This window comes from Pseudomonas oryzihabitans NBRC 102199, from assembly GCF_000730625.1.
In the GTDB taxonomy this organism is placed as follows: domain Bacteria; phylum Pseudomonadota; class Gammaproteobacteria; order Pseudomonadales; family Pseudomonadaceae; genus Chryseomonas; species Chryseomonas oryzihabitans.
The window spans coordinates 120,620-138,922 of the sequence record NZ_BBIT01000014.1; the positions used below are offsets into that span (position 1 = coordinate 120,620).

The 18,303-nt window shown below is 61.9% G+C and carries 16 protein-coding genes; 6 read left to right on the forward strand and 10 right to left on the reverse strand.

The window, feature by feature from the left end; translation table 11 throughout:
- Position 1 precedes the first annotated feature (1 nt).
- From ileS to ispH, 4 genes are read left to right on the forward strand one after another with little or no spacing between them, the layout of a single operon-like run.
- A complete protein-coding gene (gene ileS, locus POR01S_RS16315) occupies positions 2 to 2,836 on the forward strand; it encodes an isoleucine--tRNA ligase (RefSeq protein ID WP_027600176.1) in 2,835 nt (944 codons plus the stop codon).
- On the forward strand, positions 2,829 to 3,332 hold the full coding sequence (gene lspA / locus POR01S_RS16320) for a signal peptidase II (protein ID WP_027600177.1): 504 nt from the start codon (positions 2,829 to 2,831) through the stop codon (positions 3,330 to 3,332). The genes ileS and lspA overlap by 8 nt, the downstream gene beginning before the upstream one ends.
- Positions 3,325 to 3,771, forward strand: coding sequence for an FKBP-type peptidyl-prolyl cis-trans isomerase (locus POR01S_RS16325; RefSeq protein WP_007160800.1), 447 nt, complete (start codon positions 3,325 to 3,327; stop codon positions 3,769 to 3,771). Before lspA ends, POR01S_RS16325 begins: the two co-directional genes overlap by 8 nt.
- 34 nt (positions 3,772 to 3,805) lie before the next feature.
- Positions 3,806 to 4,750 carry a 4-hydroxy-3-methylbut-2-enyl diphosphate reductase gene (gene ispH, locus POR01S_RS16330; RefSeq protein WP_042137075.1) on the forward strand — a complete coding sequence of 315 codons (945 nt, stop codon included), beginning with the start codon at positions 3,806 to 3,808 and terminating at the stop codon, positions 4,748 to 4,750.
- A 15-nt stretch (positions 4,751 to 4,765) separates the two neighbouring features.
- Here the strand turns inward: ispH and POR01S_RS16335 are convergent, their stop codons facing one another.
- From POR01S_RS16335 to POR01S_RS16355, 7 genes are all read right to left on the reverse strand, one after another.
- Positions 4,766 to 5,221 (reverse strand): type IV pilin protein, encoded by a 456-nt coding sequence (locus POR01S_RS16335; protein WP_275941137.1) that lies wholly within the window; start codon positions 5,219 to 5,221, stop codon positions 4,766 to 4,768.
- Complete coding sequence (locus POR01S_RS23450) at positions 5,218 to 9,060, reverse strand: pilus assembly protein (RefSeq protein WP_081875228.1); 3,843 nt, start codon at positions 9,058 to 9,060, stop codon at positions 5,218 to 5,220. The genes POR01S_RS16335 and POR01S_RS23450 overlap by 4 nt, the downstream gene beginning before the upstream one ends.
- Positions 9,061 to 9,077: 17 nt before the next feature.
- Positions 9,078 to 9,548, reverse strand: coding sequence for a pilus assembly PilX family protein (locus POR01S_RS16340; RefSeq protein ID WP_042137079.1), 471 nt, complete (start codon positions 9,546 to 9,548; stop codon positions 9,078 to 9,080).
- Positions 9,545 to 10,579, reverse strand: coding sequence for a PilW family protein (locus POR01S_RS23455; RefSeq protein WP_081875229.1), 1,035 nt, complete (start codon positions 10,577 to 10,579; stop codon positions 9,545 to 9,547). The genes POR01S_RS16340 and POR01S_RS23455 overlap by 4 nt, the downstream gene beginning before the upstream one ends.
- A complete protein-coding gene (gene pilV / locus POR01S_RS16350) occupies positions 10,576 to 11,049 on the reverse strand; it encodes a type IV pilus modification protein PilV (RefSeq protein ID WP_042137083.1) in 474 nt (157 codons plus the stop codon). Before pilV ends, POR01S_RS23455 begins: the two co-directional genes overlap by 4 nt.
- Positions 11,046 to 11,522: a GspH/FimT family pseudopilin gene (locus POR01S_RS23460; RefSeq protein ID WP_081875230.1), complete on the reverse strand. Its 477-nt coding sequence runs from the start codon at positions 11,520 to 11,522 to the stop codon at positions 11,046 to 11,048. The genes pilV and POR01S_RS23460 overlap by 4 nt, the downstream gene beginning before the upstream one ends.
- Positions 11,523 to 11,627: 105 nt before the next feature.
- Positions 11,628 to 12,152, reverse strand: a complete 525-nt coding sequence (locus POR01S_RS16355; protein WP_042137085.1) for a GspH/FimT family pseudopilin — start codon at positions 12,150 to 12,152, stop codon at positions 11,628 to 11,630.
- A 95-nt stretch (positions 12,153 to 12,247) separates the two neighbouring features.
- Between POR01S_RS16355 and thiO the strand changes: the two genes are divergently transcribed.
- On the forward strand, positions 12,248 to 13,351 hold the full coding sequence (gene thiO, locus POR01S_RS16360) for a glycine oxidase ThiO (protein ID WP_081875231.1): 1,104 nt from the start codon (positions 12,248 to 12,250) through the stop codon (positions 13,349 to 13,351).
- Here the strand turns inward: thiO and POR01S_RS16365 are convergent, their stop codons facing one another.
- Genes POR01S_RS16365 through POR01S_RS16375 form a run of 3 tightly spaced genes read right to left on the reverse strand, consistent with a single transcriptional unit; the run spans position 13,352 to position 16,501 of the window.
- Complete coding sequence (locus POR01S_RS16365; RefSeq protein ID WP_007160808.1) at positions 13,352 to 14,692, reverse strand: sigma-54-dependent transcriptional regulator; 1,341 nt, start codon at positions 14,690 to 14,692, stop codon at positions 13,352 to 13,354.
- Positions 14,693 to 14,694: 2 nt separating this feature from the next.
- Positions 14,695 to 16,269, reverse strand: coding sequence for a sensor histidine kinase (locus POR01S_RS16370; protein ID WP_027600186.1), 1,575 nt, complete (start codon positions 16,267 to 16,269; stop codon positions 14,695 to 14,697).
- Positions 16,253 to 16,501, reverse strand: a complete 249-nt coding sequence (locus POR01S_RS16375) for a PP0621 family protein (RefSeq protein ID WP_027600187.1) — start codon at positions 16,499 to 16,501, stop codon at positions 16,253 to 16,255. Before POR01S_RS16375 ends, POR01S_RS16370 begins: the two co-directional genes overlap by 17 nt.
- A 131-nt stretch (positions 16,502 to 16,632) precedes the next feature.
- Between POR01S_RS16375 and POR01S_RS16380 the strand changes: the two genes are divergently transcribed.
- Positions 16,633 to 18,255 (forward strand): NAD+ synthase, encoded by a 1,623-nt coding sequence (locus POR01S_RS16380; RefSeq protein ID WP_042137089.1) that lies wholly within the window; start codon positions 16,633 to 16,635, stop codon positions 18,253 to 18,255.
- Positions 18,256 to 18,303: the final 48 nt, after the last annotated feature.

Below are 18,303 nucleotides of genomic sequence, written 5' to 3' on the forward strand. Positions count from 1 at the left end.
CATGACCGATTACAAAGCGACGCTCAACCTGCCGGAAACGGCATTCCCGATGAAAGCCGGCCTGCCGCAGCGCGAGCCGGAAGCGCTCAAGCGCTGGCAGGACATCGACCTGTACGGGAAGCTGCGCGCCATCGGCAAGGGCCGTCCGACCTTCATCCTGCATGACGGTCCGCCCTATGCCAACGGCAGCATCCACATCGGTCATGCGCTGAACAAGATCCTCAAGGACATCATCACCCGGTCCAAGACCCTGGCCGGCTTCGATGCCCCCTATGTGCCGGGCTGGGACTGCCATGGCCTGCCCATCGAGCACAAGGTGGAGACCACCTTCGGCAAGAATCAGCCGGCGGATCTGACCCGCGAGCGCTGCCGCGCCTATGCCAGCGAGCAGATCGAAGAGCAGAAGGCCGGCTTCGTCCGCCTGGGCGTACTGGGTGACTGGAGCAATCCCTACCTGACCATGAACTTCGCCAACGAGGCCGGCGAGATCCGCGCCCTGGGCGAACTGGTCAAGAAGGGCTTCGTCTTCAAGGGCCTCAAGCCGGTCAACTTCTGCTTCGACTGCGGCTCGGCCCTGGCCGAGGCCGAGGTGGAGTACCAGGACAAGCGTTCCGACGCCATCGACGTGGCCTTCCCGGTCGCCGATGCCGACAAGCTGGCAGCCGCCTTCGGCCTCGAAGCGCTGGCCAAGCCCACCGCCATCGTCATCTGGACCACCACCCCCTGGACCATCCCGGCCAACCAGGCGCTCAACGTGCATCCCGAATTCACCTATGCGCTGGTGGACGTCGGTGATCGCCTGCTGCTGCTGGCCGAAGAGCTGGTGGAAAGCTGCCTGGCGCGCTACGGCCTGCAGGGCGAGGTGATCGCCACTGCCCCGGGAACCGCCCTGGAGCTGATCAACTTCCGTCATCCATTGTACGAGCGCCTGTCGCCCATCTACCTGGCCGAATACGTCGAGCTGGGCGCCGGTACGGGTATCGTGCACTGCTCGCCGGCCTACGGTGAGGACGACTTCCGCATCTGCAAGCAGTACGGCCTGAGCAACGACGACATCCTCAATCCGGTGCAGAGCAACGGCGTCTATGCCGAGTCGCTGCCGCTGTTTGGCGGCCAGTTCATCTGGAAGGCCAACCCGGTCATCGTCGGCGCCCTGGAAGAGGCGGGCGCCCTGCTCAAGCACGAGGCGATCAACCACAGCTACATGCACTGCTGGCGCCACAAGACCCCGTTGATCTATCGCGCCACCGCCCAGTGGTTCGTCGGCATGGACAAGCAGCCCAACGAGGGAGCCACCCTGCGCGAGCGTTCCCTGGCCGCCATCGAGCAGACCCAGTTCGTCCCGGCCTGGGGCCAGGCGCGGCTGCACGGCATGATCGCCGGCCGGCCCGACTGGTGCATCTCGCGCCAGCGCAACTGGGGCGTACCGATTCCCTTCTTCACCCACAAGGAAAGCGGCGAGCTGCATCCGCGTACCGTCGAGCTGATGGAAGCCGTCGCCCAGCGCGTCGAGCGCGAGGGCATCGAAGCCTGGTTCAAACTCGATCCCGCTGAACTGCTCGGCGAAGAAGCCGGTCAGTACGACAAGAGTCGCGACACCCTCGACGTCTGGTTCGATTCCGGCACCACCCACTGGCACGTGCTGCGCGGCTCCCATGCCGAGCTGGCCCATGACCAGGGCCCGGCGGCCGATCTCTACCTGGAAGGCTCCGACCAGCACCGTGGCTGGTTCCACTCCTCGCTGCTGACCGGTTGCGCCATCGACGGCCATGCGCCCTACAAGGAACTGCTGACCCACGGCTTCACCGTGGACGAGCAGGGCCGCAAGCAATCCAAGTCGCTGGGCAATGTGGTCGCCCCGCAAAAGGTCATCGACAGCCTGGGTGCCGACATCCTGCGCCTCTGGGTCGCCTCCACCGACTACACCGGCGAGATGGCGGTCTCCGACCAGATCCTGCAGCGCAGTGCCGACTCCTATCGCCGTATCCGCAATACCGCGCGCTTCCTGCTCTCCAACCTCTCCGGCTTCGATCCGGCGGTCAACCGGGTCGCTCCCGAGGATATGATCGACCTGGATCGCTGGGCTGTGGATCGCGCCCTGCTGCTGCAACAGGAAATCGAGCAGGCCTACGCTGAGTACCGCTTCCTCAACGTCTACCAGAAGGTGCACAACTTCTGCGTGCAGGAGCTGGGCGGCTTCTACCTCGACATCATCAAGGACCGCCAGTACACCACTGGCGCCGACAGCCTGCCACGGCGTTCCTGCCAGACCGCGCTGTATCTGATCGCCGAGGCCCTGGTGCGCTGGATCGCGCCTATCCTCTCCTTTACCGCCGACGAGATCTGGCAGTACCTGCCGGGCGAGCGGGAAGAGTCGGTGATGCTGACCACCTGGTACGACGGCCTTTTCGCCCTGCCCGAGGGCGCGACCCTGGATCGTGCCTACTGGGATCAGGTGATGGCGGTCAAGGCCGCGGTCAACAAGGAGCTGGAGAACCAGCGCGCCGCCAAGACCCTGGGTGGCAGCCTGCAGGCGGAGATCACCCTCTACGCCGACAGCGCCCTGCAGACCGTGCTGGAAGCCCTGGGCAACGAACTCAGATTCGTGCTGATCTCGTCCCAGGCCGCTGTCCAGCCGCTGGAAAAGGCTCCGGAAGGCGCCGTGGCCAGCGAACTGAGCGGCCTCAAGCTGGTGGTCCGCAAGTCCGAGGCACCCAAGTGCGCCCGCTGCTGGCACCACAGCCACAGCGTCGGCCAGGATGCCGCGCATCCGGAGATCTGCGAGCGCTGCGTGACCAACGTCTACGGTGCCGGCGAGGTGCGCGAGCATGCGTGACGCCTCGCGTTTCGGTGCCTTGCCCTGGTTGGCCCTGAGTGTGCTGGTGATCCTGCTGGATCAGCTGACCAAGCTCTACTTCCAGGCCAACCTGTCGCTCTACCAGAAGGTGCCGGTGATTCCGGACATCCTCAGCTGGACCCTGGCCTACAACCCGGGCGCCGCCTTCAGCTTCCTGGCCGATCACTCCGGTTGGCAGCGTTGGTTCTTCGCCGGCATCGCCGCCGTAGTGAGCGTGGTCCTGGTGGTCTGGCTCAAGCGCCTGCGCAACGACACCTGGACCGCCATCGCCCTGGCCCTGATCCTTGGTGGTGCGCTGGGCAATCTCTATGACCGCCTGGTCCTGGGCCACGTCATCGACTTCATCCTGGTGCACTGGCGCCAGGAGTGGTACTACCCGGCCTTCAACCTGGCCGACAGCGCCATCACCGTCGGTGCCGTGATGCTGGCCCTGGACATGTTCCGCAAGAAGAAGCCCGAGGAAGCCCATGGCTGAGATCACCATCGGCCCGGATACCCGGGTCACCCTGCACTTCGCCATCAAGCTGCAGAATGGCGACGTGGTGGACAGTACCTTCGACAAGGCGCCGGCCACCTTCACCGTCGGCGACGGCAATCTCCTGCCCGGTTTCGAGCAGGCGCTGTTTGGCCTGGAGGCCGGTACCAAGACCAGCCTGACCATTCCGCCGGAGCGCGGCTTCGGCCAGCCCAACGATGGCAACCTGCAGACCATGGCGCGGGACGACTTCAGTGACATGGAGCTGTCGCCCGGCCTGCTGATCATCTTCAGCGACGCCGCCGGTGGCGAGATGCCTGGCGTGGTCAAGAGCTACGACGACGAGCAGGTGATCATCGACTTCAACCACCCGCTGGCCGGTCGTGTACTGACCTTCGACGTGGAAATCCTGGCCATCGAGCCTGCCGTCTCCCATTGATCCAACGCCGCCCGTGAAGCGGGCAGAGGAGCCTATGCAGATCAAGCTCGCCAATCCCCGCGGCTTCTGCGCCGGCGTGGACCGCGCCATCGACATCGTCGACCGGGCGCTGGACGTTTTCGGTCCGCCCATCTATGTGCGTCACGAAGTGGTGCACAACAAGTTCGTGGTCGACAACCTGCGCGCCCGTGGCGCCGTCTTCGTCGAAGACGTGGCCGACGTACCGGACGACGTCATCCTCATCTTCAGCGCCCACGGCGTCTCCCAGGCCGTGCGCCGCGAGGCCGCCGAGCGTGGCCTCAAGGTGTTCGACGCCACCTGTCCGCTGGTGACCAAGGTGCACATGGAAGTCGCGCGCTACAGTCGTGACGGCCAGGAATGCATCCTCATCGGCCATGCCGGGCACCCGGAGGTGGAGGGCACCATGGGCCAGTACGATGATCGTGCCGGCGGTGCCATCTACCTGGTGGAAGACGAGGAAGACGTGGAAAAGCTCGAGGTGCGCAACCCCGAAGCCCTGTTCTACGTCTCCCAGACCACCCTGTCGATGGATGACACCCGCAAGGTGATCGATGCTCTGCGCGCCAAGTTTCCCCGCATCAATGGCCCGCGCAAGAACGACATCTGCTACGCCACCACCAACCGCCAGGACGCCGTGAAGACCCTGGCGTTGGAAAGCGACGTGGTGCTGGTAGTGGGTAGCCCCAGCAGTTCCAACTCCAACCGCCTGCGCGAACTCGCCGAACGCCTGGGCACCCCGGCCTATCTCATCGACGGCGCCGAAGACCTGCAGCAGAGCTGGTTCGAAGGCGTCCAACGCATAGGCGTCACCGCCGGCGCCTCGGCCCCCGAGGTCCTGGTACGCGGCGTCATCGACCAACTGCAGAGCTGGGGCGCCACTGGCGAGGTCGAGCTGGAAGGCGAGCCGGAACACATCACCTTCACCCTGCCGCGAGAGCTCAGGGTAAAGGCGGTGTAGGACATCGCTGGCGCCTTAGCGGCGCCAGCAGTCGGCGGTGGTGACGTTTTGGCCGGTTTGGCCCTTCAAGCCGGTGTTGGTGAGTGTCAGATTCCCGCACCTGTCATTGGCCATCGTACCCGGGTTGTTCGGCGTCGCCGTCGCCGTATAGGACGTACCCGCATTTCCTATAGTGATCGAGAAGGTATAGCCGGTACCCGTGGGGTAGGGCGGGGCCGGATTATCCGGCACATCCGTCTGCCCGAGTGTCTTCGAATAGCGCCCTGTACCTGTGTTGTAGCGCTCCATGAATTGCGCCAACTGCATCAGAGACGCCTCGGCGTCGGTACGATTCGTCCTTCTGACATGCTCCATGTAGGAGGGGTAGGCGATGGCCGCAAGAATGCCCGCGATGGCCACCACTATCATCAGCTCTATCAGGGTAAAGCCACGCTGTTGGCTTCTAGGTCGCATTCCAATTATCTCATTCATCTGATTTCACGCCAGGAAGCGCGTTCTGAAACGCGGGAGCCTTTATTGACAGGTTCGCATTGGGGCTGCCCTGTTGCTGAGCCGGTATAGCAGATGAGGTCGGTATCAGCACTGTCTCCCCGATTTATATAGGTCGGAGTCTTCACGATGCCTTGTTGAGTATCAATGAGCCCTGAGTAAGGGATTTTGGTGCCATCAGCGGCCAGGTAGTAGTCCTGATCATTGATTACGCCATCGCCATTGAAGTCGAGCGGGCTATAGGTCAGGCGTGAGCCGGTTTGAGCATCAATGATCATTAGCGCGCTGATCCCACCTCCTTTGCAAGCATCAGGAGAGGGAATAAGTGAAGTGAAGGTCAGGGCCCCATTCCTGAGTTTTGAGCGGGCGATAACGCGTTCCCCCTGGCGGTTGTTGTTGAAGGCCAGATCCAGGTACCAACCCGACTTGTCCGAAGGGATATCGTTGTTGCTTACCACTCGAAGAGTTCTGGTGCCTGACGACTGCTGTGCGATGAAGGTCTGTTGTACCAAGGCGCTACGCTGGATCGTCACCCCTTTATCAATCAGGCCGTAGTAACTCTCGAGACGCGGGGAGGCCGGCACATCGCTATCGCCCGTCTGGTAGTAGCTCCCTGTGCCAAAAAGCACAACCGGATTTCCGTACTTGTTTAGGGTTACGGAGAGCGCCGAGGTGATGGGCTGCACTGCATCGGTAGTCGTATTGCCTACTCTCGCAGTAAACAGGGGGCTACTGCCAAGGGTGCTGGGAATGCCCCAGTTAGCCGGATCGGCGCCTTTTAGGTCAAAGCGCCAGATATTCCCATTGGTGTCAGGTACATAGAGCCGGTCGGCAATGCGGTCGTTAGTCAGGTCGACAGCTACAGCTTCTCCCAATCCACCACTGGTGTTGACGGTGAAACTGGCCATTACACTGCCGTTGGCAGCGTCAAGAATCCAGACTTTACCCGATGTGGCGGTGCCATTGACAAAGCCGCTGGTTACAATCACCCCGAATTTTCCATTTTCCAGGGCCACCAGCGAAGGGCGTTGAATAGGGTAGTTCATTTGCGAAGACGAGAACTCCCACTTCACGCTTGGTGCACTCGGATCCGTAACGTCGAGTGCGAAGACGGAGTTGCCACCAGCGCCGGCGGTGCCTACAGCCAGGGTTTTCCAAGCGCTATCAACCCAGGCGTGCCCAACTGTTATTCCGCCGTCGACATAGTACCGATGGCTGTAGTCTCGCTGCGTTAGGCGATAAAGCTGCCCAAGAAGCGTTCGGGGGACGAAAGCAAACAGTTCATTACCACCACCGTTTGTGGAGGTGTCAAATGCGTGCAGCATGCCGTCGTTAGCCCCAACCACGACAAAGGGTTTGCTGTCCTTTATGGTTTGACGGAAGGTGAGGTAGCCAGGACCTGCTTGGCCCCAGGAGGCGCCACTAAGCAGGTTGTAGCCGAAATCCATAGGTCCCGCATAGTAGGGGTCCGAGTTTACGATATCGCCTAGCCGACTCTTTCGTGTCCGCATGGGGTTGCTCGAGCGTGTTTCATAGGAGCGATCACCACGCAGATAGTTGAGTCGTGCCTCGCCTTCGGCATCGCTAACGAGCGTTGTTCCATCTGCGGTCTGACGCAGGGCAGTTTTGGCATCACTGTCCAACACGCTCCATTTGAAGCTCTTGCCGCCACTTGAATAGGTGACATTAGCGTCAAGTGCCCGGGTGCTTGAGGTCAGTGCGTTGCTGGTCAATATGGTGCGCCCATCAGGCGAGGCATTGTCTAATTGGGCAGCTGCGCTCCAGGTAGCGATATTACTGGCGACCCCTGAACTGTTGATGCTCAGCGACTGCAGGTCACCGCTCCAGTACTTTGGCTCGAACGAGCTTCTAAAAAGGGCGCTGCCGGTTTCCAGTTCGGTACTGTTGCTGCCAAGAGAAGTGCTGGTTGTGCTTGTTTCTTGAACAATTTTAGAAAAGGCGTTTTTTAGGCCGCTGACCATCGCGTCGGCATCGCCACCGACGAAGAAGTTGTCGGGTCGCTTATCACCGGTCGAAAGGATCTGACCATTAGTGGTCCACATGGCTTCTGTGATGCTGGCGGAGTTTGCCTTGTCAGGATCGAAGTTCTGAGGAACGGTAAAGCCGCCATATTTGGTAGCTAGCCAATATTGGTTGCTCGTTTTGCTCTTGAGTTGCTGATTCTCCCTGACATCTACCCAGTAAGTGGAGATGGTCTGGTTCCCAGATAAATCTCCGCGTTGGTCGCGCACATGAGCGTCGTAAGCGAGGCCAGCGATGTATGCTGAGTTTTCTCGGCCCGAGAAAGGCGTACTGATGGTGATACCTTCCAGCGAGGCGACTTCAGCGGTCACTTTGCTTACATCCACGGTTTTATCTGCGTCTACTTCAGGTGGTATGTCAGGTTCCGCGTTGCGACGGGTGTTTCCAGGCAAATTCTTGTCATTCCATGTGTTTACATCCCCAATGCCGAGAATGACATTCTTCTGGCAGGAGTAGGTGATGGGATCGTTCCAAGTAGTCACGACCGGGAATCCGTCAGCTTGTGCATAACGGTTATCACTATCGCCTGTAAGATTGCTATAGGCTGTTACGTTTCCTTGGTTCTTGAAGTAGCGTATTGCGGTGTAGTAGAGCTCGCTAACCGGGTCGTAGTCTTTGAGGTTTTTATAGTTGTTTCCACTGTAAGGCATAGAGCCAAATTTGTTTATATAGTTGATGACGCCGCTGTTGGCGACGCGGCTACCGCCATCTATATTGGCGTTCGTCGCATTGGCTTCTGCGGGGGAAGGGTTGGTGACCAGAATACCCGTTGTCGAGCTCCATTCTGCTCTCCCTTTCGTCTGGTCTGGAGGATTGGGTCCTATGTAGGCTTGATTGGCCCGCAAAACCCCGCCGTCCCTCAAAGAGTTCCCATCGTTTAGATAGCTGAATGCAGAGTACCGTAGGCGATCCGAATATTGCTGTAAAAGTCCCTCGGGTTTGTATTGCCCATTCGGATACAGTTTGCAGTTCGCCTCTTTGAGTGCTTCTGATACGCAAACTTTTACCTGAACTTTGAGTCGGTAAACGCTTTTTACGGATTGTCCACGAGGTGTGTAAGCAGTATTAAGTTTTCCCCCAGACCATTGCGCTGAGTTTTCAGGATCGTAGTCGACCCATTCAGCCTGGCCTTCGCCTGAAGCTTCACTTCCTCCTATTTTATCGGCCCAGTTGGAAATCAACATGTCGAAGTTGAGTCCCTGCAGGCGAATATTCAGGTTGGACCAATTGTTTAAAGGCAGCGCTCCTGTCAATTGCGCCATGTTTTGGCCAGTATTGATTCGGTTGCCGGCTGAGTTTTGACCGCTGTGACGGGCTTTTTGCAGGATGGTCGAGGTAGTGCTGTCGACAATTCGATTGCCGCCCGTCAAGGCGCTGCGGAAAGGGTCGATCGTAGGGGTGGCGGCCCAGTTGAGAAAATTTCCGCTCCACTGCTTGTCGCCAGTGCAGCGGAAATTGGAGGCGCTGCTCGTTGTGCTTGCTGGATAGAAATAACGATCGACGTCCTGAGTGCCGTATTGATAGAGATAGCACTTTTCCGAATCGAAATAGCCGCTATAGCGAGTTGAGGCGACATAGTTTCCTATATTGGCCACGGACAGAACGGTAGGCCATTCGACGGAGGGCACCAGCGCCAGACTGCCAGGAATGTCACTGCCAATGATGAGCGGACTTTGGGAAACAGCTGCTTGAGCTATGGGTAGAGCGCTGCCAAACAGGCCCAATGCGAGAGCTGTGAAGCAAAACCTAGCGGCAGATAGTGACGAGAGAGGATTCATTGCCGGATCTCCGAACGCTAACGCCTGATGTAGAGGGTGCTTATATTGACCGTGGAGCTGGCGGCTGGCGTGCTCGCAGTATCCTGTGAGCTCCCGAGCCCTTTGCTTTCGATGCGAATGACGCTGGTAGTGACAGGTACACCGGCCTCGATACTGTCGCCGGCTTTGCGGATGGTCACGCCGGGTAGGGGATTCATACGATAAGTCGCCTGCCCTTGGTTAGAGAGGGTTGTTGCATTGGTCCAGGCGGTGGTAAGCGCAGTCGTTTGCCAGTCGGCTATAGAGCGATTCCTTGCTGCCTGCTCTGCGTCTCGCTGGGCCATTTCGGCAGTCTGGAAGGCGAGGTTTTCATCGCGCAGGTTTCCGGCCATACGCTCTTGCAAGACCGTGCCTCTCATGCTGCCAATGGCGATCAGCGTCATCAGGAGCAACATGACCAGCGTCACGATGAGTACCGCGCCATTTTGTCGATTCGAGGAGTTTTTCATGGCAGGTGATTACGAATCCCAACGGTAAGCGTGAAGGCTTGGGCGAGTCGGCCATCGGCGATCGTCCTGTCACTACCCATGAAACGAAGGGTTTGATTGGGCGAAACCACATTCCTCTGGCGACTGACCGCGAGGAGATTCACCCGAACGGAAACGACACTCTGCCAATTGCCAGTTAACTTGGCGTCATTCGCCTCGAGGTAGTCACCCGTTATCTGGCCGTTGGCGTCACCCAAGGCGTATTGAATTTGCAAATCCTGAATGCCTCCGGTCAGCTCCTCCGGTGTCGCGCTGGCAGCCGAAGTGTCGGTAGCTCCGTAGCGGGTACGCCATAGAGAGGGCGCGCCGCTGGTAGCGTCATCCCTCAGATAATAGAGGACGCTCTGATAGCTCAAAACCTGAGCTGTATCGTTATAAAGGCGACTGAAGCTTTTCCCGGTAGGAAGTGAGACGGATGTGCCTGAAGTGCTTTGATTGACGAAGAAATCGCAGGCCACTGGATCCGACACAATGATGAGACTACCTTTTCTAGCGCCATTGTCCGTAGTGCCAGTGGTGAGACTCGTCGCCGTAGCCACGGTGCCGGTGGGTAGTGCCATGACTACCGGATTCACCGCGTGTTTGAGCAGAACAACATCAGTGGCCGCGGTGCGCGCATTGTATGTCGGACTCAACCAGGCAGGTACCGTGCCTGGATTGGTATTGCTCCAGCCTCTGATACCGCTACCGAGAACGTATCTTTCGTCTTCTATGCCATTTGAATCCCTGGTCAGGGTGCTGGGCGTCAGATCATTCAGTTGGCTCAGGCACTCGCCTCGATAACCCGCATTACGAAGGTCGAAGGCTAAGAACTCCAAGGCGAAGCGACCGGATTCTTGAACCTGTGATAGAGCTGCATTGGTCTGATATGTCTGTCGTGATGAAAGAAACAGCTGTAGCACTCCGCCTATGAGAACCAGACCCAGCAGTAGAGCAATCATCAGTTCGATGATAGACAGGCCAGCCTGACGATGAAACGCTGCGCGGTTCATAGGCGGGTCCTATAGGCAAAGGTTTCCGTTTTTCGAGCGGTTAGCTGGTCGCTTGTTTCATTGGCACTTTTAATCCGCCCCCGTCCGTCATCCCAACGAATACTCACTGTAACGATGTTGCTGTCAGTCACGACGGTGCCAGTGCCCTGAGGTAAACTATTCGCCAGGTTGTTCAACCACTCTGCGAGGTCGCGCTTGTCCTGGGTACCTTCAACCGCATGAGTATTGGAGGATGTGGGAAAGCTACTGGTAGTGTAATTGCCCGCCAGTGCCATTTTTCTATTCGCACGCATTCGCTCCACGATGTCGCTGGCTAGAACGGTCGCTTGCGAGCGGTAATAAGCCCCCTGATTGCTCTGCGTACTGACGGCTTGCAGGCCAGCCAGCCCCAACAGACCGATAGCAAGAATGAACATTGCTATCAGAACTTCGATCAGGGTGGCGCCGCGCTGCCGGTAGTTGGGACTCATGGCTGTTGACACCCGTTTTGATTGACGGAGGCGCTACCTGTGAGGTTGAGCGAAACGGTGCGTGTGCAGCTAGGTGTACTGAGAGTGAAAGTTTGATTTGCGGTCAGGGTAGTCAAGCCATTGCTGCGAAAGGTTATGCCAGCGCTTGGTCCGGTAAGGGTGATACCGTTGATGCTCTCCCAGACTTGAATCACCAGATTGCCCTGGATCAGTAGCCATCCAGCGGCCCAGTCGGTGCCGTTTTCACAGGCATTGCCCTGCGTATTGCGACGACAAAGCGTTACATCGGCACGACGTTTTAGTCCCTCTGAACGTGCTATCTGGAGCGCACCGACCAGTTCATTGCTGGCCACGGCAGCTCTGTTGCTTTGTACTGTCCTATTGAAGGAGGGCGCAGCAATGCTGACCACGATCGCCAGAATGGCGAGCGCTACCAGGGTTTCGATCAGGGTAAAGCCGTACTGGGTCCGCATCGTCGGTTTCGCCGGGCTGGAAGGCCAAGCATGGGGGATCATGCCTGGCTGGACCAGCGTACGGCGGATATCCGGTCGAAACGGGAAGGTGTCTGGTCAGGGCGTTCAGGCGCAACGATCGCTGGTGCGAAGATTCGCCACCTCGATCCGCCCAGCCTTGTTCAGGACCAGTCGTGCACGCGGCTCGGCGCCTTGGCAGAGGATGAAGCTGCCGTTCAGGGCGTTGGTCACGCCGCTGTTTAAAAACGTCAGATGAGGTAGCGTACGGAAATTGTTCCACCGCCAGTGCAGGCCCTCGGGGAGCTGACTGATCAGCAGGGTGGGCTCTTCGACTGATTGAAGGCCATCGCGATCCCAGTCGCGGAAGACACGGGTGGTAGCCGACCAGAGGTTCGAGCTGTCGCACTCGCCGGTCGGTGCATGACAGATGGACACAGTGCCGTGGCCATTGATCGCAGCCGCCCGTGCGAAGTTGACTGTCTCCCTGAGTTGCTGAATGGCCAGCTGCTGGCGATTGCGCTGCAGCATTCCCCCAAAGGCGGGGACGGCCAGGGAGGCAACGATACTCAGTATGCTGAGGCAGATCAGGGATTCGAAAAGGCTGAAGCCTCGCGCGATGCGATAGGTCATGTTGACGTCCTTGTGGGTAGGCGGCCTTCCTGGCCGCGCTAGCCGTTTTGCGCCAGGACGGCGGAACAGTCAATTCCAGGATGTAGAGGTGTGACGTGATCTTTGATGTAGCGGTAGTCGGGGCGGGTGCGATCGGGTTGATGTCGGCCTATTGCCTGTCCTTGAGCGGTCGGCGGGTGGTGGTGGTCGAGCGCGGTGAGCCGGGGCGGGAGGCGTCCTGGGCCGGCGGCGGGATCGTGTCGCCGCTTTATCCGTGGCGCTATCAGCCCGCGGTGACGGCGCTGGCGCACTGGTCGCAGGATTTCTATCCGGTGCTGGGGGAACGTTTACGGCAGGAGACGGGGGTGGACCCCGAGGTGGAAGTGACCGGGCTGTACTGGCTCGATCTGGAGGACGAAGCCGAGGCGCTGGACTGGGCGCGGCGCAATGTGCGGCCGCTGGCGTCGGTGTCGGTCGCGGCGGTGCGGCAGCGGGTACCGGTGCTGGGGCCGGGCTATGAGCGGGCGGTCTTCATGGCGGGGGTGGCCAATGTGCGCAATCCCCGGCTGGTGCGCTCTCTGCGCGAAGCCCTGCTAGGCATGCCGAATGTGACGCTGGTGAGCGAGTCGCCGGTGACCGGTTTCCTGCGCCAGGGCGAGCGGGTAGTGGGGGTGCAGACGGCGCGCGAGGCCATCCATGCCGAGTCCGTGGTGGTCTGTGCCGGGGCCTGGAGTGGTGATTTGCTGAAGAGCCTGGGGCTGGCCGTGCCGGTGCGGCCGGTGAAGGGGCAGATGCTGCTGTATCGCCAGCCAGCGGGTTATCTGACCAGCATGGTGCTGGCCAAGGGGCGCTACGTCATTCCGCGCCGCGATGGGCATATCCTCATCGGCAGCACCCTGGAGCACGCCGAATTCGACAAGACGCCGACCGCCGAGGCGCTGGCCAGCCTGCAGGCCTCGGCCGCCGAGTTGCTGCCGGCGCTGGCCGGCCAGGCGCCGGTGACGCACTGGGCGGGACTGCGGCCGGGCTCGCCGGATGGCGTGCCCTTCATCGGGCCGGTACCGGAGCTGCCCGGGCTGTGGCTCAACTGCGGGCACTATCGCAACGGCCTGGTGCTGGCGCCGGCGTCCTGCCAGTTGCTGACCGATCTGCTCACCGAACGCACGCCGATCATCGATCCGGCGCCCTATGCGCCAGGCGCGCGGTTGGCGGCCGGCTGATCAGTCGATGCCGAGCTTCTTCAGTCGGTAGCGCATCGAGCGGAAGGAGAGACCCAGGCGTTCCGCGGCGGCGGTGCGATTCCAGCGGGTCTCTTCGAGCGCCTGCATGATCAGCTGGCGTTCGATGGACTCCAGGTGGTCTTCCAGATTGGCGATGTTGGCCAGGCTGGCTTCGCCGGTGGCGGTGGCTGCCGGGGCATCGGCCAGGCGCAGATCGGCCGGGCGGATGACGTCGCCCTCGCAGAGGGTGTAGGCCCGCTCCAGCATGTTTTCCAGTTCCCGCACGTTGCCGGGGAAACGGTAGCTTTTGAGCTTGGCCAGGGCATCCTCGCCCAGCGTGGCCGCTGCCAGGCCGGAGTCGCGTGCCAGGCGTTCGAGCATATGGTTGGCCAGGATGCCGATGTCTTCGCGGCGCTCGCGCAGGGCCGGCACCTGCAATTCGATGACATTGAGGCGGTAGTAGAGGTCCTGGCGGAAGGTCCCGGCGGCGACCTCGGCGGCCAGATCCCGGTGGGTGGCGCTGAGGATGCGTACGTCCAGGCTGATCTCCTGCTGGCTGCCTACCGGGCGCACGGCCTTTTCCTGGATGGCGCGCAAGAGCTTGACCTGCATCGGCAGCGGCAGATCGGCTACCTCGTCGAGAAACAGGGTGCCGCCCTGGGCGGCCTGGAACAGACCCTGCTTGTCCTCGATGGCGCCGGTGAAGCTGCCCTTGCGGTGGCCGAAGAATTCGCTTTCCACCAACTCCGAGGGGATGGCGCCGCAGTTGACCGGCACGAAGGGCCGACCGGCCCGCGGACCCTGCTCATGGATCAGTCGTGCCACCCGCTCCTTGCCGCTGCCCGATTCGCCGCTGATGTAGACCGGCGCCTGGCTGCGCGCCAGTTTGGCGATCTGGTTGCGCAGGGCGCGCATGGGCGGCGATTCGCCGAGCAGTTGGGTTTCGCTGGCGCCGGCCGCCGCCGGGGCAGGCCCGGACAGCCGCAGGGCCGTGCCTACCAGTTCACGCAGGCGCGGCAGGTCCACCGGCTTGGTGAGGTAGTCGAACGCACCGGCCTTGAGGGCCTGGACCGCGGTTTCCAGACTGCCGAAGGCGGTGATCATGGCCACCGGCAATTGCGGAAAGCGTTGCTGGATGAACTGGATCAGGTCCAGTCCCGAGCCGTCGGGCAGACGCATGTCGGTCAGGCAGAGGTCGAAGCTTTCCCGTTCGAGGATGGCCCGGGCATCGGCGATGTTCTTGGCGCTGGCGGTGTCGAGCTTCATCCGCCCCAGGGTGATCTCCAGGAGTTCGCGGATATCGGGTTCATCGTCGACGATCAGGACTTTCTGTCGGGCCATGCTCAGCTCATTGTGCGGGGATGGGCGAAGGTGATGCGAAAACAGCTGCCGTTCGCCAAGGGATGATAGCCAAGTCTGGCCTGGTTGCTCTCGCAAAGCTCACGGGAGATGTACAGGCCCAGCCCGGTCCCCTTGTTCTCGGTGGTGAAGAAGGGCTCGAACAGGTGGTCGAGTTGCTCGGCGGCGACGCCCGGTCCGTCATCGACCACTTCGAGGATGGGCAGGTCGCTTTCCGGATCGCGGTAGGTGCTGAGCCAGACCTGGCCGATGCCGTGCTTTTGGCAGCTGTAGCGCAGGCCGTTCTGCACCAGGTTGGTCAGGATCTGGCCCAGTTGGTGGGGATCCATGTGCGTCTGCAGGGTGCCCGGCTCGGTCTTGACGTGCAGCGTCTGGCCGGCGGGCAGGGTAGGGCGCAACTCCCCGGCGAAGCGGTGCGCCCAGTAGCGCAGGTCGATCAGCTGAGGGGCGGCCTGCTGGCGGCGAGACAGCTGCAGTACGTTTTCCACCACCCGGTTCATCCGCCGCGACTGGTCCTGGATGATCTGCGCCAGGCGCCGGTCCGGCGTGGCCAACTCTTCGGATTCCTGCAGCAATTGCGCAGCGTGACTGATGGCGCCCAGCGGATTGCGGATCTCGTGGGCGATGCCAGCGGTGAGACGGCCCAGGGAAGCGAGCTTGAGTTGCTGGGCCTGCTGGGCGATGCGCGAGACGTCTTCGAGAAAGGTCAGCACCCGCTCGCCTTCGCCCTGTTGCAGGCGGGCGAAGCTGGGTTGCAGCAGCGGGCCGTTGGCATAGGCGCGCCAGGGCGCCGGCCGGATACTGGGATTGCGCTCCCACTCTTCGAGGCGTTGGGCGAGACCCAGGGCCAGGGGGGCGATGGTGTCCTCGTCGTCCACCCCCAGCAGGCGCCGGGCTGCCGGATTCACCAGCAGCACCTGGTATTCGGCGTCGAACACCAGGATGCCGGTCCGCATGCGTTCGAGGATCAGGGCGTTGAGGGCCTCCAGTTCGGCCACGGCCGTGGCGCGGGTTTCGGCCAGGGCCTGGCTGTCCAACAGCCGCCGGACCAGGCCCTGCACCAGCAGCGCCGTGGCGAAGCAGAGGGTGCCCAGGCCCGCTGCCTGCACATAGCCACTGCCACTGTCGCCGCGGCGCAGGTCGAGATAGCCCGTCGCCAGCAGCAGGGCGATGGCCGCCAGGGCGGCGATCAGCAGGCCACGGCGGCCACGGATCAGGACGTTGGACACCCCGACGGTCACCACCAGCAGACTGCCCATGCCGCTGGCGATGCCGCCGGCCAGGAAGAACAGCCCGCCCAGGGCGAGGATGTCGATCAGCGCTAGGGTGAAGGCGCGGCCGCGCAGCAGCCGCTGGCCGACCGCCAGCACGGCGTTGATGGCGAGATAGGCCCAGCTGGCCTGGCGGAACAGCTGGCCGTCGACGGTGCGCAGCCAGTGCTGGTCCAGGTCGCTGGAAATCAGCACCACCAGCGCCAGGCCGATGACGATGCGATAGAGGTGATAGAGCCGCAGGACCGCGTCGGCTCTCAGGGTGCCTGGATCAGTCGCGGTGCTCATGCTGCAACCGGCGATGTTCGGCGCTGCAGTACCAGCGCTGGCCTTCGCCATCGGCCAGGGCTCTCTCCTGGGGCACGTGCACGCCGCAATGGGCGCAGCGCACCATGGGGTTGGGCGGTAGCGGACGGGCCTTGCCGGACGGCGTCTGCGTCTTGCCGCGCCACCAGCGTCTGATCATCCAGAACAGCGCGCCCAGGAGGACGAGCCACAACAGCAGGCGAAGCAGACCCATGGCGATCTCGCAGCGTGAAGGAGGGTGGAGTTTAGCAGGGCCGCTGCAGGCGGTGAGCCCTGCATGGCATCGATTGTCCCGCTTCGCTGCTTGCGGGAAAATGCGCCGATCAATCGGGCAAGGAAGAGTGCATGAGTCAGTTGCTGAACGTCGTGATGGCGCAGGTGAACCTCAAGGTCGGCGACATCCATGGCAATGTGGAGCGCATCATCGCCGCCGCCCGGCAGGCCCGGGATGAGCTGCAGGGCGATCTCATCGTCTTTCCGGAGCTGTCGCTGTGCGGCTATCCCCCGGAGGACCTGCTGCTGCGCTCGAGCATGCAGCGCCGGATCGAGCAGGGGCTGCAGCGGATCCGTGACGAGATCGCCGGCATCCATGTGCTGGTGGGCTTTCCCTGGCTGGAGGAGGGGCGACGCTACAACGCCTGCGCGGTCTATCGCGATGGCGCCGAGCTGGCCTTCTATCGCAAGCAGCAATTGCCCAACTACCGGGTGTTCGACGAGAAGCGCTATTTCGAGCCGGGCGACAGCGCGGCCGTGTTCGACTACCAGGGCGTGCCCATCGGCGTCACCATCTGCGAGGACATCTGGTTCGCCGAGCCCATGGCCAGGGCGCGAGCGGCCGGGGCACGACTGATGCTCAACCTCAATGCCTCGCCCTTCCACGGCGGCAAGCAGCCGGAGCGCGAGGCCGTGGTGGGCGAGCGTGCCCGCGAGGGCGGCATGCCGGTGGTCTACGTCAACCAGGTGGGTGGCCAGGACGAGCTGGTATTCGACGGCCATTCCTTCGTGGTCGATGCCCAGGGGCAGGTCAGTCAGCGCGCGCCGGCCTTCGTCGAAGGCCTCTATCCGGTGATCATCGATGAGGCCCTGCAACCGCAGCCGGCCGAACTCGCCCCCGTCGCCTCGCTGGAGGCCAGCGTCTATGACGCCCTGGTGCTCGGGGTGCGCGACTATGTGCGCAAGAACGGCTTCAGGGGCGTGGTGCTGGGCCTGTCCGGGGGCATCGACTCGGCCCTGGTGCTGGCGGTTGCCGTGGATGCGCTGGGCGCGGAGCAGGTGGAGGCGGTGATGATGCCCTACCACTACACCGCCCAGATCAGCCTGGACGACGCCGAAGCCGAGGCGCGGACGCTGGGAGTGCGCTACAGCGTCTTGCCCATCGCACCCATGGTCGAGGCCTTCCAGGCGACCCTGGCCAGCGAATTCGCCGGACTCGGGCGGGATACCACCGAGGAGAATCTGCAGGCGCGTTGCCGCGGGACCCTGCTGATGGCCATCTCCAACAAGAAGGGCTATCTGGTGCTCACCACCGGCAACAAGAGCGAGATGGCCGTCGGTTACGCCACCCTCTATGGCGACATGGCCGGCGGCTTCGACGTGCTCAAGGATGTGCCCAAGACCCTGGTGTTCCGCCTCTGCGAATACCGCAATCGCGCGGGCGAGGTGATTCCCCAGCGCGTGATCGACCGCCCGCCATCGGCCGAACTGTCGCCGGACCAGAAGGACGAGGACTCACTGCCGCCCTATCCGGTGCTCGACGAGATCCTGCGGCTGTATGTCGAGCAGGATCTTTCGGCCGTGGACATCGTCGCCGCCGGCTTCGACGAGGAAACGGTGCGCAGGGTGCTGCGCCTGGTGGATCTCAACGAATACAAGCGGCGCCAGGCGGCGGTAGGCGCCCGGGTCACCCAGCGCGGTTTCGGGCGTGACCGGCGCTATCCGATCACCTCGGGCTGGCGCATCGGCGACTAGCTCGGCGGGCGCCGGACCCCTGCGATCCGGCGCCAGAGGGTAGCGCTG

Excerpts from the sequence above, each read along its gene's own strand:
- ileS (WP_027600176.1), top strand. The coding sequence starts at position 2 with ATGACCGATTACAAAGCGACGCTCAACCTGCCGGAAACGGCATTCCCG.
- lspA (WP_027600177.1), top strand. The coding sequence starts at position 2,829 with ATGCGTGACGCCTCGCGTTTCGGTGCCTTGCCCTGGTTGGCCCTGAGT.
- POR01S_RS16325 (WP_007160800.1), top strand. The coding sequence starts at position 3,325 with ATGGCTGAGATCACCATCGGCCCGGATACCCGGGTCACCCTGCACTTC.
- ispH (WP_042137075.1), top strand. The coding sequence starts at position 3,806 with ATGCAGATCAAGCTCGCCAATCCCCGCGGCTTCTGCGCCGGCGTGGAC.
- POR01S_RS16335 (WP_275941137.1), bottom strand. The coding sequence starts at position 5,221 with ATGAATGAGATAATTGGAATGCGACCTAGAAGCCAACAGCGTGGCTTT.
- POR01S_RS23450 (WP_081875228.1), bottom strand. The coding sequence starts at position 9,060 with ATGAATCCTCTCTCGTCACTATCTGCCGCTAGGTTTTGCTTCACAGCT.
- POR01S_RS16340 (WP_042137079.1), bottom strand. The coding sequence starts at position 9,548 with ATGAAAAACTCCTCGAATCGACAAAATGGCGCGGTACTCATCGTGACG.
- POR01S_RS23455 (WP_081875229.1), bottom strand. The coding sequence starts at position 10,579 with ATGAACCGCGCAGCGTTTCATCGTCAGGCTGGCCTGTCTATCATCGAA.
- pilV (WP_042137083.1), bottom strand. The coding sequence starts at position 11,049 with ATGAGTCCCAACTACCGGCAGCGCGGCGCCACCCTGATCGAAGTTCTG.
- POR01S_RS23460 (WP_081875230.1), bottom strand. The coding sequence starts at position 11,522 with ATGCGGACCCAGTACGGCTTTACCCTGATCGAAACCCTGGTAGCGCTC.
- POR01S_RS16355 (WP_042137085.1), bottom strand. The coding sequence starts at position 12,152 with ATGACCTATCGCATCGCGCGAGGCTTCAGCCTTTTCGAATCCCTGATC.
- POR01S_RS16365 (WP_007160808.1), bottom strand. The coding sequence starts at position 14,692 with ATGGCCCGACAGAAAGTCCTGATCGTCGACGATGAACCCGATATCCGC.
- POR01S_RS16370 (WP_027600186.1), bottom strand. The coding sequence starts at position 16,269 with ATGAGCACCGCGACTGATCCAGGCACCCTGAGAGCCGACGCGGTCCTG.
- POR01S_RS16375 (WP_027600187.1), bottom strand. The coding sequence starts at position 16,501 with ATGGGTCTGCTTCGCCTGCTGTTGTGGCTCGTCCTCCTGGGCGCGCTG.
- POR01S_RS16380 (WP_042137089.1), top strand. The coding sequence starts at position 16,633 with ATGAGTCAGTTGCTGAACGTCGTGATGGCGCAGGTGAACCTCAAGGTC.